The following is a 14,424-nucleotide window of genomic DNA, read 5'->3' on the forward strand; positions in this document are numbered from 1 at the left end:
ACGGGCCGCCGACACTCCCGCCACCGTCACCCTGAGAGCCGTGCCGTGCCACTGTGGCTGCTCCGAACGGGGGCTTGGGCTCGTTGCGCGCGTTCCTCGATCAGGCGGCGGAAGCCAGCCAGGGTGTATCGCTTACCTGTCGAGGAGGAGGGGCCCGGCTTCCCGGCGACCTGTGCCATGAGTTCCTGGGGCTGGCTCTGCCAGCCGACGACCAGAACCCGCAAGCCCAGGCATTCACCCTGCCGGTGCGAGTCCAGAAGCGCGAGGAGTCCCGTGACGTCCATGGACGTCACGTTGTGCAGATCGATCATGAGGTCCCGGTCCGAGGCGGTGACCTGGTCCAGGGCCTGCTGCAGTGCAATGTCAGCCTGCTCCCCGAGGTGCCCGTCGACGCCGATCAGGAGCGAGTTTCCGCAACGCTGCACCTCCGTAGTGATCACTCTGGGGCCCCTTCCTCCGGTGCCCACCGCTGTCGAGCACCACTGGCAGCCCATCGTGGCCTGCCGATCTCGGCAACGGTGCCCGGCACGCCGCCTGCCCGGAGCTGGACTCGAAGGCGACCACGTCCCGCATGCGCGCGGCCCCCAACGGGTTCGTCCGCCCCGGGTTTGGTCGATAACAGCCGCTCGCCTCACGCGGGCAACGGGCCCGGGGCCTGGCATCAGGTGCGGGGCCGGCTGGCGGTGTCGAGGTAGAAGGAGTCGATGCTCTGCACCGCCTGCTCGAATTCCTCACGTTGACGGGCTTGGTCACGTACGCGTTCACGTGGCTTTGGTAGGCGCCGGCGACGTCGTCCGGCGCGGAGGAGGTGGTGAGAACCACCACGGGGATGGTCTGGAGGTCCTCGTCGGTCTTCAGGACGCGGAGCAGGTCGCGCGGAGTTGCTGGATGTGCCGGGTCAGAGCGTCGATGCGTTCGGCAAGTTCGGCGTCCTGGGGCCGCAGGTGGGTCCGGGTGTCGGTCAGGGGGCGCACGAGGTGGGCGGCGCCGTCGTGGCCGAGGGCGAGGTTCAGGGCGCCGACCGCGTCTGCGGCGTCGGCGGGAAGGCCGGTGAGGGCGGCGATCTGGCCTGCGAGGCGCGGAGGCCTGCTGCGTTGTCGCGGGCCCAGGCGGTGATCGTTCGGTCGGCGGCGCGGGTGTCGCCCTCCGGTTCTGTTGTCGGTATCGCGCCCTACCTGCTGCCCGGTCCGTTGTGCCCCCGCCCGTAGCCGTTCAACCCGAGGGCACCCGATTACCTCAGAGAGACGCACGCGAAAATCTATGTTGGCCAGAGTAGACATTGGGTGGTGGTGTGGTTATGGTTTCTCTCGTAGCCCAGTCAAGAAAGGCCCGGCAGAGACGAACTGGCGGGCGGCAGTGCCCGCAGTTGCAGTTGTTGGACGGTGCGGCGGTGGAGTTCCGAAGCCAGAGCGGTTACGGCGACGGGACTGACGGCCGGACCGGGTGGCCCGCAGTCATCAGGGGCCGCCGAGGCAATACCGCAGTAACGCAGTGATGGCAGTACCCAGCAGTGAAGTCAGTGAGCAGCACCTCGGTGAAGGCGCCGGCTGCGGGCGCGCGCACCGGGAGGTTCGGCAGTGGGGTTCTAAGCCAGTGCAGATGCAGGATGGGCGACGGGGCTGGCTGCCGGAGCGTGGCGCTCGGTCAGGCCACGAGCAGTATTAGTAGTACCGAGTGGAGCAGTACACGCAGTTCGCAGTTCCCCGCTTGGTAAGCAGTTGATCATCCGAGGGATGAACGGAGGGATTGGGCGCCATCAGGATCGCCCGGGCGGAAGTCTGAGTCCGGGTACCGCAGGACATCGATAGTGAGGTGGTCTCCGGTCAAGCAACCGCGATCCCCGCACCCCCGGCACCGTGCCGGTCGGGTCAGCGGATATGAAACGCCGGCGCAGTATGAGGGTCGGCAGATGGTGTAGCAGTTCCTTCGGGGCCCTGGTGCCATACGGCACCAGGGCCCCTCCACGCGTTCCACGAGAGAGGTGTAAATGACCGCAGACGACTCGTACGACCGTCTCAACGACGACGACTTCCCCGCCTACACCATGGGCCGGGCCGCCGAAATGCTCGGCACCACCCAGGGCTTCCTCCGCGCTCTGGGCGAAGCCCGCCTCATCATCCCGCTCCGCTCCGCCGGCGGGCACCGCCGCTACTCCCGCTACCAGATGCGCATTGCGGCCCGCGCCCGGGAACTCGTCGACCAGGGCACCCCCATCGAGGCCGCCTGCCGCATCATCATCCTCGAAGACCAGCTCGAAGAAGCCCAGAGAATCAACGCCGAATACCGCCGCGCCGCCCAAGCAACCAACCCCTCGAGCGCGACCTCCGAGGGCTAAGCTTGACGTTTAACCTCGCAGGTCACCCGACCTGCTGATCTGCGGTTCTTCCCGGGACAGCAGGGGCGGCCGTTCTCCACGCTTCGAGATGTCGAGTCACGAGGCACCAGAGAACGGCCGCTGCTGATGAGTTTCCCTGCCGCCACGTCCGCAAGCGAGGCGTTGGACGTCTTGTCCCGCTTTCGGGTTGAGTTCTACGAGAGCCTGTACGCCCGCGCGGACGTGCTCTTCGAGCTGACCGACGCGGTGCTGTGCACCGATGGCCCGGTCAAGACACTGGTCGAGCTTTCCCTCGCGCATGAGATGCGGCGCGGGCACGGCGCCCTGTACGCGGCTTTGGACAAGGGCTGGTGCGAACCGGCCCGTATGCGCCGGGCACTGGCCGACCTCCCGCTGCCCCGCGTCACCGACGGCCGCATCGCGTTGGCGGTGGATGTCTCCAATTGGCTGCGTCCCGACGCGAACACCAGCCCTGACCGGCTCTTCTGCCACGTCCACGGCCGCCGCGCCGACCGCAGCTGCGACCAGCTGATCCCCGGCTGGCCCTACTCCTTCGTCGCGGCCCTCGAATCGGGCCGCACCTCCTGGTGTGCCCTGCTGGACGCCGTCCGCCTGGGGCCGGCTGACGACGCCACCACGGTTACCGCCGCCCAGCTGCGTGAAGTCGTCACCCGCATTATCGCCGCAGGCCACTGGCACGACGGTGACCTCGACATGCTGGTTGTGATGGACGCCGGCTACGACAGCGCCTACCTCTCCCACGCCTTGGCCGATCTGCCCGTGGTTCTGGTCGGGCGCCTGCGCTCGGATCGCGTCATGCTCCGCGACGCGGGCCCGTCCCGCTCCGGCCCTCGGGGTGGGCGGCCGCGCAAGCACGGCGGCGTGCTGACCTTCGCCAAGCCGGAGTCCTGGCACGCACCGGCGGTCACCACGTTGACGGACACCACCCGCTACGGGAAGGCGGAGGCGATGGCCTGGGACCGCATGCACCCCCGCCTGACCCATCGCGGACCCTGGCTGGAGCATGCCGCAGAAGAACTCCCGCTGCTGCACGGCACGTTGATCCGTCTCACCGTGGAACGACTGCCCGGCGAGGCCACCCCCAAGCCGGTGTGGCTGTGGTGCTCGGCCACCGGCGCCGCCCCGGCCACCGTGGACCTGTGGTGGCGGACGTTCCTGCGCAGGTTCGACATCGAGCACACCTTCAGAATGATCAAGCAGACACTCGGCTGGACCGCACCCCGTGTCCGTCACCCCGCCGCGGCCGACCTGTGGACCTGGCTGATCATCGCCGCACACACCCAGCTCCGCCTCGCCCGCCCCCTCGCCGAGGTCCTACGCCGCCCCTGGGAACGCCCCGTGAAGACCGAACGGCTGTCCCCAGCCCGCGTCCGGCGGGGGTTTCGCAACCTCCGCCGGAAGGCGGCCCGTCCCGCAGCCGCACCGAAACCGGGCAGGCCCGGCCCTGGGCGTCCGCCCGGCAGCCGCAACCAGCACAAGGCCCGCATCCAGGACGTCGGCAAGACCGTGAAACGCGCCGAAACGATCAAGGAACACGAACAGCAGCGAGGTTAAACGCCAAGCTAAGTAGCCGTTGTTCAATCGAGCTTGGTGATCGTGAGTTCGAGTCTGACGACTCGGTCGGGTGATCCTCTGGTCGGCTGGGCATGGAAGTGGGGCCTCCCGCGCAACTCGGGTGCCAGGACACTGTGTGGCCAGTCCCGCGCCGACACAACGGTTCGAGCCTGCCTACCGAGGGACAGACAGACACCTGACCTGGGAAAACTTGACCCTACCTTCGGATTGGGAACGCTTCTAACAGCCTGCTCAGCCGAGCTGCCCGGTCGGCCGCATGGTGATGTGGTTGATGTCCACGCCGGCTGGTGACGTTGCCGGTGGCGACATCGGCGTCGCCGGTCGCCGGACTGGATCGTCATCGCCAGTTGTGCGGGTGGCTGGTGGGGTGTGGCTGTTGCGTCCTACGGCAGGCGGCTCGCGTCGGTTCAGCCGTCGGTGCGACAACGGTTCGGGCTAATCCCGCCAAAGGCCGTGGTCCTGCGACGGGCATGCCCGCTGGGCGGCCGTGATCCATTCTGCGGCCCTGGCCTGGGCCGTGAGCGGCTCCCTTCCCTACTTACTGACTTCAGCTCGTCGGGGTGAATCTGTGTGAAGTCGCTGACGGGTGTGGGCGGGTGGCTGTATCCGTGGGTGTGTGAGATATGCGGATGGGGGCGGGCTGACTTCGACGGGGCGCCGGCGTCGGGAGTCAGTACGGATGCAGGCGGCGGAACTGTTTGAACAGCAGATCAAGCCGTCGGAGGTTGCGGGGCGGCTGCGGGTGAGTGTGAAGTCGGCCTACCAGTGGCACCAGCTGTGGCGGGATGGTGGTGTCCAGGCCCTGGCCTCTCGTGGTCCGAGCGGGTCGCGTTGCCGTCTGTCTCCGCGGTCTCTGGAGAAGCTGGCCGCGTATCTGGAGGAAGGGCCGGCCGCGCACGGTTGGGTGGAGGACCAGGTGTGGACTGCCTCGAGGGTGGCCACGCTGATCGGCCGGAAGTTCCACATCACCTACAGCGTCTCGGGGGCCACGCGCTTGATGCACCGGCTGGGCTTCAGTCCGCAGGTCCCCGCCCGGCGGGTTGCCGAACGCGACGAGCAGGCCGTCGCCGTGTGGAAGGAGGCGACCTGGGCGGAGGTAAAAGGGCGAGGGCGGCCTGCGGGGGCTATGTCTGCTTCGAGGACGAGGCCGGCTTCACCCGCAGGCCGCCCCGGGGACGGACCTGGGGCCGGCGAGGGATCACCCCGGTCGTGACGGTCAGCGGACGACGCTCGGGCCGGCTCTCGGTGGCCGGCCTGATCGCGATGCGACCAGGCTCGAGGACCCGGCTGTGTCACCGCTTGCGGACCCACCCGGCAGCCAAGGGTGCACGTCGCAGCATGGGCGAGCAGGACTTCATCGCACTCCTCGACGGAGTCCACCAGCTGGTCAAGGCCCCGATCGTGCTGGTCTGGGACCGCCTCAACACCCACGTTTCCCGCAGGATGCAGGGCTTCGTCGCCGAGCGGGAGTGGCTGACCGTGTTCCTGCTGCCCGCCTACTCACCCGATCTCAACCCGGTCGAGTGGGTATGGGCACACGTCAAACGAAGCCTCGCCAACCTCGCCGTCATGGCCCTCGACCGCCTCGAAGCCCTTGTCCGCAACCGCCTCAAACGCCTTCAATACCGGCCCCACACCCTCGACGGCTTCATAGCCGGCACCGGCCTCACCCTCGACAACCCGGCCTCACCCTGATGAGCCGAGGTCAGTAGCGTGATGGGTTCGTGGTTGGTGGGTGACGCTCCGGAGCTGACTTCGGGAGGGGAATTCCCCTTCCGGGAGCTCGACTTGGCGCTCTAGAAGAACCCAACTGCCTTCGGGGAATAGCTGCAATAAAGGTTCTTCGAGTGCTGGTGGTACACGCGCCACACTGCTCCTGACCAGGCAAAATGAAGGCATCTGCCTTAAGTGGGCCTGTGCTGGCCCGCAACTGGCCCGGATCTTGGTCGGCGCCCGAGGCGAGGCCCCGCTCCTGGATGCGGCCTGGCTGCCCGAGCCGTTCGCAGTCGCCGAACGGGTGCTGCTCTGGGCCGTGGCGGGGCTGCCGCATGGACCGAGGCGAGCGGCGCGCCCCGGTCGTCCTGTCGACGTACGGCGCGGCAGGTGCGAGCACGATCTTTCCGCGGACGCGTCCGTTCTCGCTCAGCCGGTGGGCCTTGGTTGCATCGGCCAAGGGCCGCGTCTTCTCAACGAATGGGCGTATGCCGGCGCGGTCCACGAGGTCGGCGAAGCCGGCCAGGTCGGCGGGGGTCGGTTCGAGGTAGTACTCGACGAACCGCATGACGGCAGGACGGGGGGCTGCCCGACGACGGCCGGGCGGCTGCTGTGGCCGAGTGAGTCGAGGTGGTCCCTCAGAGCGGCCGGGTAGCGGTCTGAGGCTTTCGTGGGCCGCGGAACGGCAGCGTCGGACTGAGGACCAGGTTGGTGGTCGTGCTCCCGAACTGGGCCAGCGCGTCGACGATCTCCTCCAGTTGGGCCATCGACGTGGCTGCCACTTTCAGGACGTAGCAGTCCTCTCCAGTGGTGCGCAGGCACTCCAGGATCTCCGAGCGCTCCGCGAGCAGTTGACGCAAGGGCTCGTGCCGGGTGCCTGGATACTTCAGCCGAACCACTGCCAGCGCCATGTATCCGGTCCGCTCGAGGTCCACCTCCGCGCGGTACCCCGTTATCACCTCGGCCGCCTCCAGCCGCCGCACTCGCTCCGTCGTCGCCGACGCGCTCAGATTCACCCGCCGTGCCAGCTCTGTGAACGCGATCCTGCCGTCCCGCTGGAGCTCATCCAGGATCGCCCAGTCGGTCGCGTCAAGATTCTCGGTCATCCGCTCAGATTACCGGTGGATCCACTGGGGAGCCGTGCCTGAACAGGCAGGAATCCCTTCTGGCGGCGCCTGCTCCCTGACTAGCCTTGGTTTCGTGAAGATCGGAATCAACGTCCTCAATTTCGGCCCCGGCACCGACCCGGGCATCCTGCGGAGCTGGGCCCAGACTGTGGAGGGCCTGGGCTTCGACCTACTGATGGTCTCGGACCACATCGCCATCACCCCCGACGTGGCCGAGCGCTATCCGGCACCCTTCTACGAGCCGTTCACCACCTTGTCCTGGCTCGCAGGTCTCACCACTCGGATCCGGCTCGGCACGACGGTACTCATCGCTCCCTACCGGCACCCGCTGCTCACCGCCCGTATGGCGGCCAACCTGGACGAGTTGAGCGGCGGCCGGCTGGTCCTCGGTGTGGGGGTGGGCTGGGCACGGCAGGAGTTCGCCGCCCTCGGGATCCCGTTCGAACGCCGGGGACGGCTGACCGATGATCATTTGCGGGACATCCGGGCGGCCTGGGCGAATACCGCTTCCTATGGGAGCGGAGAGATCCCGGTGTGGGTCGGCGGCAACAGTGACGCGGGGCTGCGCCGTGCCGTGCGGCTCGGCGACGCATGGCATCCACTGCGCTGCACCCTGCCGTGGCTGCGCGAAGCTGCGGTCAGGCTGAAGGGGGCTGCGGACGAGCAGCATCTCCCCGTGCCCGCGCTGGCCCCCCGGATCGCTCTCAAGCTCACCCAGGCGCCGATCACCGGACCGCAACGGCTAGCAGGGGAGGGAACGATCGACCAGATCATGGACGACCTCGACCAACTGCGGCTGCTGGGCGCCGAGACCGTCGTCCTCGACACCTATAGCGGCGACCCCCGCCAGACCTGCCGGCCACAGGCGGCTTGGCAGGCGCTCGCCACGGTGGCCGCTCACTTCTCCTCTCCCCGCACCGGATCGGAACCGTCATGACCACTTCCGACGACCACACCTTCCTCCGGCGGGCCATCGCCCTCGCGGCCAAGGCACGCGAGGGCGGTGACCCGCCGTTCGGGTCGCTGTTGGCGGGGCCGGACGGGACGGTCCTGGCAGAGGCGCACAACACGACCCTCACCGACAGGGACATCACCGCGCACCCGGAGCTGAAGCTGGCGAGGTGGGCCGCGAGGGAGCTGGACGTGGCCACCGCGGCGGAAACCACGATGTACACCAGCTGCCAGCCGTGTGGGATGTGCGCAGCGGTCATCCAACAGGCTGGGCTGCGACGGGTGGTGTTCGCCCTGTCCAACGAACAGCTCCTGGACATCAGGCCGGGCAGCGGGCGGCAGCCGGTGCCTCAGGACGGCCCGGCGTTGCTCGACGAGGTGCGGTCCGTGGTCGAGGGATACTACCGCTGAGCGTCTGCCATAGCCGCCATCTCCCGGTCCCGGTCGTCGCACGGCTGGTCCAGTACCAGCTGTTCTCCCTCGCCCGGCCCGCGGTGCGCCGGACCGCAGCGCCCTGCCCATCGCCGGTGACGACGCGGAGGCCAAGACGGAGGCCACCCGGCTGTTGGACGTCCTCGGTTACGACGCGGTGCGGGAACTGCTCGTACGCCGTCAGCTGCCTGGTGTACTGCCCGCATGGCAGATCAGAAGCAGTGCACGGTCGTGCGGACCGGCACGTATGAAGGAGTCCAGGGCGGCACGTTCGGGGCGGGAATCAGCACCCAGTCAGCGGGCGCGGAGCGGTTGTGTCTGCACCGGCTGGTGATGCTCGCGGGGACGCGGGGGCGTCCTCACCTGCACGAGGGGCACGAGTCGGCCATTTTCATCCAGTCCGGGCAGGTCGAGGTCTGGCACGGGGAACACCTGGCCGAACACGCCGTACTGCGCGCCGGAGACTACATCCACATTCCCGCGGACACGCCCCACATGCCGGTCAACACCGGAGCCGAGGACATGGTGTGCCTGGTCGCACGCACCGACCCCGAAGAACAAGAGGGCGTCCGGCTGCTGGAGCTACCGTCCTGGCTGGAGTCCCGGGTCGCCCCGCTGCCGGTCGGGGCCGGCTGAGCTCGAAGTGACGGGCGTTCAGTGACCCGTGCTGCGCGGGAACGCCTGTTGGGCCACATGCGGGTGCCCGCTCCCGACTGCTCGGCAGGCCAGCGATCTGGGGCGGGACGACGAGCTTGCCGCAGGCCGACCGGACGAGGAGCGACTCGGCATGTCGCGTCGCATTCGACTCGTCGTTGATGAGCAGCTCACCACGACGAGGCCATTCGGACCGGACATGGACCAGATCGTAGTGCTCTGATCACGCACTGTGGGGAGAGCCCCGTGATCCGCAACAACGTCTCCCGCCCTGGGCGGTCAGCCGGCCGATCCGCCGGCGAGTGGAATGGCGGGGCGGTCGGGCATGGCGGCGTGACACCGCCTGACAGGCATCGCCGGGCGCCCGTACGCGGGCGCCGGTGCCCGACGGCCGTCAGGCGGCCCGGACGCGCCTTCAAGATCGCTGATGTGCCAGGCCCGAATCGGGGGCAGGAGCCGGGTTGCAGAGCCATGAAAGAGGCAACGCATGCGGAGCTGGGTGCCGGCGCGCAGCATGGAGGCATGGTGGCACTCCCGCAACCGGATATGCGTTCGAAGGTCTCCGCGTCCGGCGTCGGACCGGTATCCCCGTCGAGCGACTCCCGTACGGGTGCCGACCAGGAGAGCTCCGGGATCCGTGGAAGCCCGATGCCGCCCGGCCTGCCCCGAACGTCCTGCACGGCTCTCGCAGCCCTCCTGACGGCCGTTCTGGCCACCGTGCCGGCAGGCCCCGCCTTTGCCTTCACCGGCGTCAACCACGAGGACATCACCCGGGCCGCACTGCCCTGGGAGCCCATCACACTGACCGCGATGGCCGACGCCCAAGCCGGGGCGATCAACGCCAACGACCACCCTCCGTACTTCGACGTCGGCCCCCTGCACTGCGACAACGCCGACTACCTTGCGCCCCGCAACGCCTCCGATTACCCCCGCACCCGGGACGAGGCAACCACCGAGCTCCTCGCGTGCATCCGTACCTCCGTCACTCGCTTCCGCAACGCGGTCGAGGCCGCCGACGGCCTCGTCGACGCTGACGGCACGGTGCGGGCCGACCAGAGCGACCTGTCTTCGCACTGCACGTGGGACGGGAAGCCCGGGCGGGCCAAGTGCGCCGTTCTCGAACAGCTCGGCCGCGGCTGGCACCAGATCGAGGACTTCTATTCGCACTCCAACTGGAGCGACCGGCCCGCGCCCGGCCCGGTCGGCCTCGACAACCCGCCCGGCCTGGAGCGTACGGACGTCGTACCGTTCCTCGACATCCGTCGCTACAGCGCCATGAAGGACGCCGACTGGACACGGGACGCGCGTGAGCGCATCCCTGCGGACCTCGCCACCGGCTGCTACACCGACACCGATTCCACCGGTGTCAAGCCCGCCGACTGTGACGGGCGCGTCACCCACAACCGTGCCCTGACCAAGGACACCGCCGCATCGCCCCGCTCCAAGACGGGTGACAACTTCCGCCACGCGACGGCCGGCGCCACCGCCGAGATCACGCGCCAGTGGAACGACTTCAAGGCCGAGCTGCTCGCGAAGTACCCGGATCACCGGCGCGGCGCACAGATGGTCTGCGCCCTCGTCCACGACGACCCGGCCGTTGCCTGCCCCTGACAGGGGAGGGAACGGCCGGACGTACGGTCGTTTCGAACTGCTCCACAGTGACCCCAGTAGCCGTGGACCACAGTTCGGCGTCCGGAGCTCTCGACAAGCCAGTACTCGGGATTGGCAGATATGGGCAAATCTGACCTCCACGGTTGGTAGCGCATGCCGGCCGGTTGGCCGCGGGGTGGACGGCGACGGAGGTGGTGCCGGGTACTTTGCCGGGTACCACCCACTGGACTCCGCAGTCCGGTCGCTGCGCCCCGATCAGGCCGTGAGGAGTTTGTTCTTGGCCTGCTGGAACTCGGCTTCCGTGATTTCGCCGCGGTTCTTGAGCTCGGCGAGCCGGGACAGTTCCTCCGCCGCGCTGCCGGCTCCGGCGCTCTGGCGCACGTAGGAGCGGAACTGCTCCTCGTTCCGCTGGGCCTGCTTCAATTCGCGTTCGCCCATTCCACGTCCACGGGCGATCACGTAGACGAACACGCCCAGGAAGGGCACCAGGATCACGAAGATGAGCCATCCGGCCTTGCCCCAGCCGCTCAGCTCGTCGTCTCGGAAGATGTCGCCGATGATGCGGAAGAGCAGGAAGAACCAGAGCACCCAGAGGAAGACCATCATCATGGTCCAGAACATGTTCAGCAGCGGGTAGTCCACTGCCAGGTTCAGCGTCGAGTCCTTCACGGGAGGTCTCCTGTCGGTTGTGACGGGGGCTGTGACAATGCGGCCCCGCGTCATACCGGTTCTGGGGTGAAGGCACACAGCGCATCGGCCCCGGCGTGTACGACGCCGTAGCTGCTCTCGGGTACCTCGTGCCAGGCACCTGGCAGATCGCCGAGAGGTTCGGACACCACCAGGCGGGTCTCGTCGGACACTTCCTGGAGGAACGCCATGTCGGGGTGCAGTTTGCGCAGTGCGTCCACGCGGGTGCTGTAGAAGAGCGACCGTGAGGCGCCCTGGCTGGAGTAGCGGAAGGCCCACACGGTCGTCCCGTCACTGACGGCGACCGTCATTTGTATCGGATACTCCACGCCGTGTTCGCGACCGACGCGTTCCACCAGCCCCACCATCTTGGCGACGGCGCCCGGCGGGTCCTGCTCCAGGCCGAAGGTGAGCGCCAGGTAGAACATCGTCTCCGAGTCCGTCGTCCCCTCGATATCCGAGTACAGCGCGGGATCGACGAGTAGGGTGAGGTCCCGCCGCATCGCGTGGAAGCCGGCGATGGAGCCGTTGTGCATCCACATCCAGCGGCCGTGCCGGAACGGATGGCAGTTCGTCTGCTGTACCGCCGTGCCTGTCGACGCCCGGATGTGGGCGAAGAACAACGGCGAGGTGACGTGGTCCGCGAGCTCCCGCAGGTTGCGGTTGTTCCAGGCGGGGCCGACGTCTCGCATGAGAGCCGGGGTGCCGTCACTGCCTTCCGGATACCACCCGACGCCGAACCCGTCACCGTTCGTCGTCTCGACACCCAGTTTGGAGTGCAGGCTCTGATCGATCAGCGAGTGGGTGGGTTTGTAGAGGATCGTGTCAAGCAGCAGGGGTGTTCCCGAGTAGGCCAGCCATCGGCACATGAGCGATCACCTGTATTTCTCACTTGAAACTGCGGGAGTGCCTTCGTGGCCCGCTCGACCCCCGGCTCCCGGAGTCTGCAAAGAGTTCGCCGCTCACCTCGCTGCCGCGGCCCATTGCCTTGCCGACTCTGTCGTGCGTGCGCCGAGAGTGGAGCGCCGCTATCCCCGTGTCGCGGGCGGCGCCGTGTGCACAGAGCGGGTGGCTCTTGTCCGGCCAACCTCATTTTCGCCTCCTTCGCCGCACATCGCCATGTACCGCGGATCGGACGGCCGCCGCTGCGAGCTCGGGGCGGTGGAACCAGCCGAGCTGTCCGCTCCGAAACCGTCGCGCGACCGACGACCGCCGCGTGGCCGGACTTCGAGGCCCACGCCTTCGACCGGATCGCGAAGCGCGGGACACACCTTCGCCGATTTCCGGCGCAGGAACTCATCACCACCCTGCGCAACCTCAAGGTCGGCTTTGAAGACGGCGTCCGGCACCGCGTGAACCCGACCTGACGGCGTGGCCTCATAGTCCGGGCCGCGATCGCCGGTGGAGAGGGCGGGCCGGAGCGAGTGCGGCGCGAGCACCGGCGCGCCCCCGGTGTGGCCCGGCGCCGGCTGTGCCGAGTGGTCAGGCGGCGGGGAGTTCCTGTGCAGGCAGCCGGCCTGCGTGTACCGCGTCGACCAGAGCTTGATGGTCGCGTTCGTTCTGATCGGCGTAGGCCTCGGCGAATGCGGCGACCGCCCGGTCGAAGACGTCGCCGCGGCCCAGGTACGCGGCGATCGCGATCCGGTCGCCCGACCGCGCGTGCGCACGGGCGAGGGTGATGCCGCACACCTCACCGAACGTCTCCAACTGTGCGGGCGACATCGTCTCCGGCATCGCGATGCCCTTCCAGTCGCGCAACTGGCGGATGTAGAAGTCGCGCTGCTTGCCGTCGATCCCGTCCACCCGCTCCCAGCCGAGGAAGATGTCGCTCGCCGCCTGCATCAGCCGCTGCCCGGAGACCACGCGCTCGCCTTGGTTGCGGTATCTGCTCGCGCCGATGTGGGCGGCGAGCACGGAGGTGTCGGCTTCCTTGGCCTGGAGGAAGAGCGGGTCCTGGCCGTCGCGGCCGAGGAGCAGTAGGATCCAGCAGCGGGTGCCGACGCTGCCGACGCCGACCACCTTGCGGGCGACGTCGACCAGCCGGTAGTCCTCCAGGAGTGCCCGCCGGTCCGACGGCATCGTCAGGCCGTAGCGTTCGACCAGGCGGCGGAGCTGGCGTTCGAACGTGCTGCGCTCGACATCCGGAAGCAGGTCCGCTAGCGGCACCAGCAACGGGGGGTCCGCCGCGATCCTCGGCCGGCCGTCGACCAGTTCCGTGAGTTTGTCGAAGACCTGCAGGGTGTCGTGCGCGCGAGCCTTCGCCATGGCACCGGTCAGCTTCTTCCGCCCGCTCTTGCCGAGCCGACTGGTGGTCAGGGCCTCGAGGCTGTCCGCGTCGATCTTCGCGTACCAGACGTCGAGGTTGCCCATGCCGGCGAAGCCGCGCATCGCCTCGCGGTACGAGCGCACGGCAGAGCTCACGATGCCTGCGCGCTCGGCCTCGTCGAATCCGTTCGCCCGGCCGGCGATGACGAGACTCGCCGACAGCCGTTTGACGTCCCACTCCCAGGGACCGGGCAGGGTCTCGTCGAAGTCGTTGATGTCGAACATTAGCCGGCGCTCCGGAGAGGCCAGCAGCCGGAAGTTCAGCAGGTGCGCGTCCCCGCACAGTTGGGCCGTGATCCCCGAGTCCGGGCTGCCGGCCAGGTCGGAGGCCATGATCGCGGCGGCTCCCCGGTAGAACCGGAAGGGGGACTCCGTCATCCTGCTGTAACGGATGGGGACCAGCTCGGGAACCCGGGCCGCAGACTGTTCCTCCAGTATCGCCAGTGGGTCCGGCCTGTCCGGAGACGGCCGGTACTCGGCGTGCCCGGACCGCGGCGAGCGGCGCCGTGCCTCCTTGCCGTGGTCCGCGCGTTCCTGGGGCGTGCTGTGGGGTGCCGCGCGCATCGCGGTGGTTGCGCTCTGGGACATCAGTGCACTCCTGCCTGCTCTGCTGCCCTCAGGACGGGAACGGCTCCCTGCGCTGCGAGCGCTGTCCTTGGGCATCGGCGACGGCATCGGTGGTGCCGAGTGCCACGATGGCGTTGCCGGCGGCCGTCACGCTGCGGGCGGTGCCCACGACGGGGGCGACGGAGATCAGCACATCCTGCAACCGCTCGGGGGATCTGCCTTGCGCGCCGGTCATGTGGGCGGGTCAGGGGCAGGCGAACGACATGTGACAGTGCGTGCCCGCAGATCACCCGCATGCCTTGCTTCAACTCTAGAACCCCTCCCGATCCTGCGCGCGGGGCAAGGCTCGAGCGGCCCATGTGCGCCGCGCAATGCCGTTCACCGCCCTGCACCCCGCGGAACTCGTCGACGGCGTGGGCTGCGCGG

Annotated in this window: 15 protein-coding genes; 8 read left to right on the forward strand and 7 right to left on the reverse strand. The window is 68.5% G+C overall.

Going from position 1 to position 14,424, the window contains the following annotated elements:
* Positions 1-26: 26 nt before the first annotated feature.
* Complete coding sequence (locus tag OG386_RS43990; protein WP_328792891.1) at positions 27-440, reverse strand: STAS domain-containing protein; 414 nt, start codon at positions 438-440, stop codon at positions 27-29.
* Positions 441-881: 441 nt separating this feature from the next.
* Here OG386_RS43990 and OG386_RS47105 point away from each other — a divergent pair, with 441 nt between their 5' ends.
* From OG386_RS47105 to OG386_RS47110, 4 genes are all read left to right on the forward strand, one after another.
* Complete coding sequence (locus OG386_RS47105; protein ID WP_443053286.1) at positions 882-1,208, forward strand: hypothetical protein; 327 nt, start codon at positions 882-884, stop codon at positions 1,206-1,208.
* 779 nt (positions 1,209-1,987) lie between these two features.
* A complete protein-coding gene (locus OG386_RS44005) occupies positions 1,988-2,335 on the forward strand; it encodes a MerR family transcriptional regulator (protein WP_328792892.1) in 348 nt (115 codons plus the stop codon).
* Between the two features lie 126 nt (positions 2,336-2,461).
* The gene (locus OG386_RS44010; protein ID WP_328792769.1) at positions 2,462-3,910 is read left to right on the forward strand and encodes an NF041680 family putative transposase; all 1,449 of its coding nucleotides are present in this window, start codon (positions 2,462-2,464) and stop codon (positions 3,908-3,910) included.
* A gap of 637 nt (positions 3,911-4,547) precedes the next feature.
* Positions 4,548-5,626, forward strand: a protein-coding gene (locus OG386_RS47110; RefSeq protein WP_443053035.1) for an IS630 family transposase whose coding sequence is annotated in 2 segments (ribosomal slippage) — positions 4,548-5,049 and positions 5,049-5,626 — 1,080 coding nt in all. Because the reading frame shifts where the segments join, the coding sequence is not laid out codon by codon here.
* 10 nt (positions 5,627-5,636) lie between these two features.
* Here OG386_RS47110 and OG386_RS44025 read toward each other — a convergent pair.
* Both OG386_RS44025 and OG386_RS44030 read right to left on the reverse strand, forming a co-directional pair.
* Positions 5,637-6,212 (reverse strand): zinc-binding dehydrogenase, encoded by a 576-nt coding sequence (locus tag OG386_RS44025; RefSeq protein WP_328792893.1) that lies wholly within the window; start codon positions 6,210-6,212, stop codon positions 5,637-5,639.
* Between the two features lie 70 nt (positions 6,213-6,282).
* A complete protein-coding gene (locus tag OG386_RS44030) occupies positions 6,283-6,750 on the reverse strand; it encodes an Lrp/AsnC family transcriptional regulator (protein ID WP_328792894.1) in 468 nt (155 codons plus the stop codon).
* Positions 6,751-6,844: 94 nt separating this feature from the next.
* Here OG386_RS44030 and OG386_RS44035 point away from each other — a divergent pair, with 94 nt between their 5' ends.
* From OG386_RS44035 to OG386_RS44055, 4 genes are all read left to right on the forward strand, one after another.
* Positions 6,845-7,708: a TIGR03619 family F420-dependent LLM class oxidoreductase gene (locus OG386_RS44035; protein ID WP_328792895.1), complete on the forward strand. Its 864-nt coding sequence runs from the start codon at positions 6,845-6,847 to the stop codon at positions 7,706-7,708.
* Positions 7,705-8,133, forward strand: a complete 429-nt coding sequence (locus OG386_RS44040) for a nucleoside deaminase (RefSeq protein WP_328792896.1) — start codon at positions 7,705-7,707, stop codon at positions 8,131-8,133. The genes OG386_RS44035 and OG386_RS44040 overlap by 4 nt, the downstream gene beginning before the upstream one ends.
* Positions 8,134-8,358: 225 nt before the next feature.
* Positions 8,359-8,790, forward strand: a complete 432-nt coding sequence (locus tag OG386_RS44050) for a cupin domain-containing protein (protein WP_328792897.1) — start codon at positions 8,359-8,361, stop codon at positions 8,788-8,790.
* Positions 8,791-9,330: 540 nt separating this feature from the next.
* Positions 9,331-10,419, forward strand: coding sequence for a CinY protein (locus OG386_RS44055; RefSeq protein ID WP_328792898.1), 1,089 nt, complete (start codon positions 9,331-9,333; stop codon positions 10,417-10,419).
* Between the two features lie 255 nt (positions 10,420-10,674).
* On the opposite strand, the gene OG386_RS44060 is transcribed toward OG386_RS44055, so the two are convergent.
* The 4 genes from OG386_RS44060 to OG386_RS44075 all read right to left on the reverse strand — a co-directional run bounded on the left by OG386_RS44060 (position 10,675) and on the right by OG386_RS44075 (position 14,233).
* Positions 10,675-11,040 (reverse strand): SHOCT domain-containing protein, encoded by a 366-nt coding sequence (locus OG386_RS44060; protein ID WP_405790557.1) that lies wholly within the window; start codon positions 11,038-11,040, stop codon positions 10,675-10,677.
* A gap of 98 nt (positions 11,041-11,138) precedes the next feature.
* A complete protein-coding gene (locus OG386_RS44065; protein WP_328792900.1) occupies positions 11,139-11,975 on the reverse strand; it encodes a class II glutamine amidotransferase in 837 nt (278 codons plus the stop codon).
* 613 nt (positions 11,976-12,588) lie between these two features.
* Positions 12,589-14,019, reverse strand: a complete 1,431-nt coding sequence (locus OG386_RS44070; protein WP_328792901.1) for a DUF2252 domain-containing protein — start codon at positions 14,017-14,019, stop codon at positions 12,589-12,591.
* A 28-nt stretch (positions 14,020-14,047) separates the two neighbouring features.
* Complete coding sequence (locus OG386_RS44075; RefSeq protein ID WP_328792902.1) at positions 14,048-14,233, reverse strand: hypothetical protein; 186 nt, start codon at positions 14,231-14,233, stop codon at positions 14,048-14,050.
* Positions 14,234-14,424: the final 191 nt, after the last annotated feature.

The organism is Streptomyces sp. NBC_00273 (genome assembly GCF_036178145.1).
Lineage (GTDB): Bacteria > Actinomycetota > Actinomycetes > Streptomycetales > Streptomycetaceae > Streptomyces.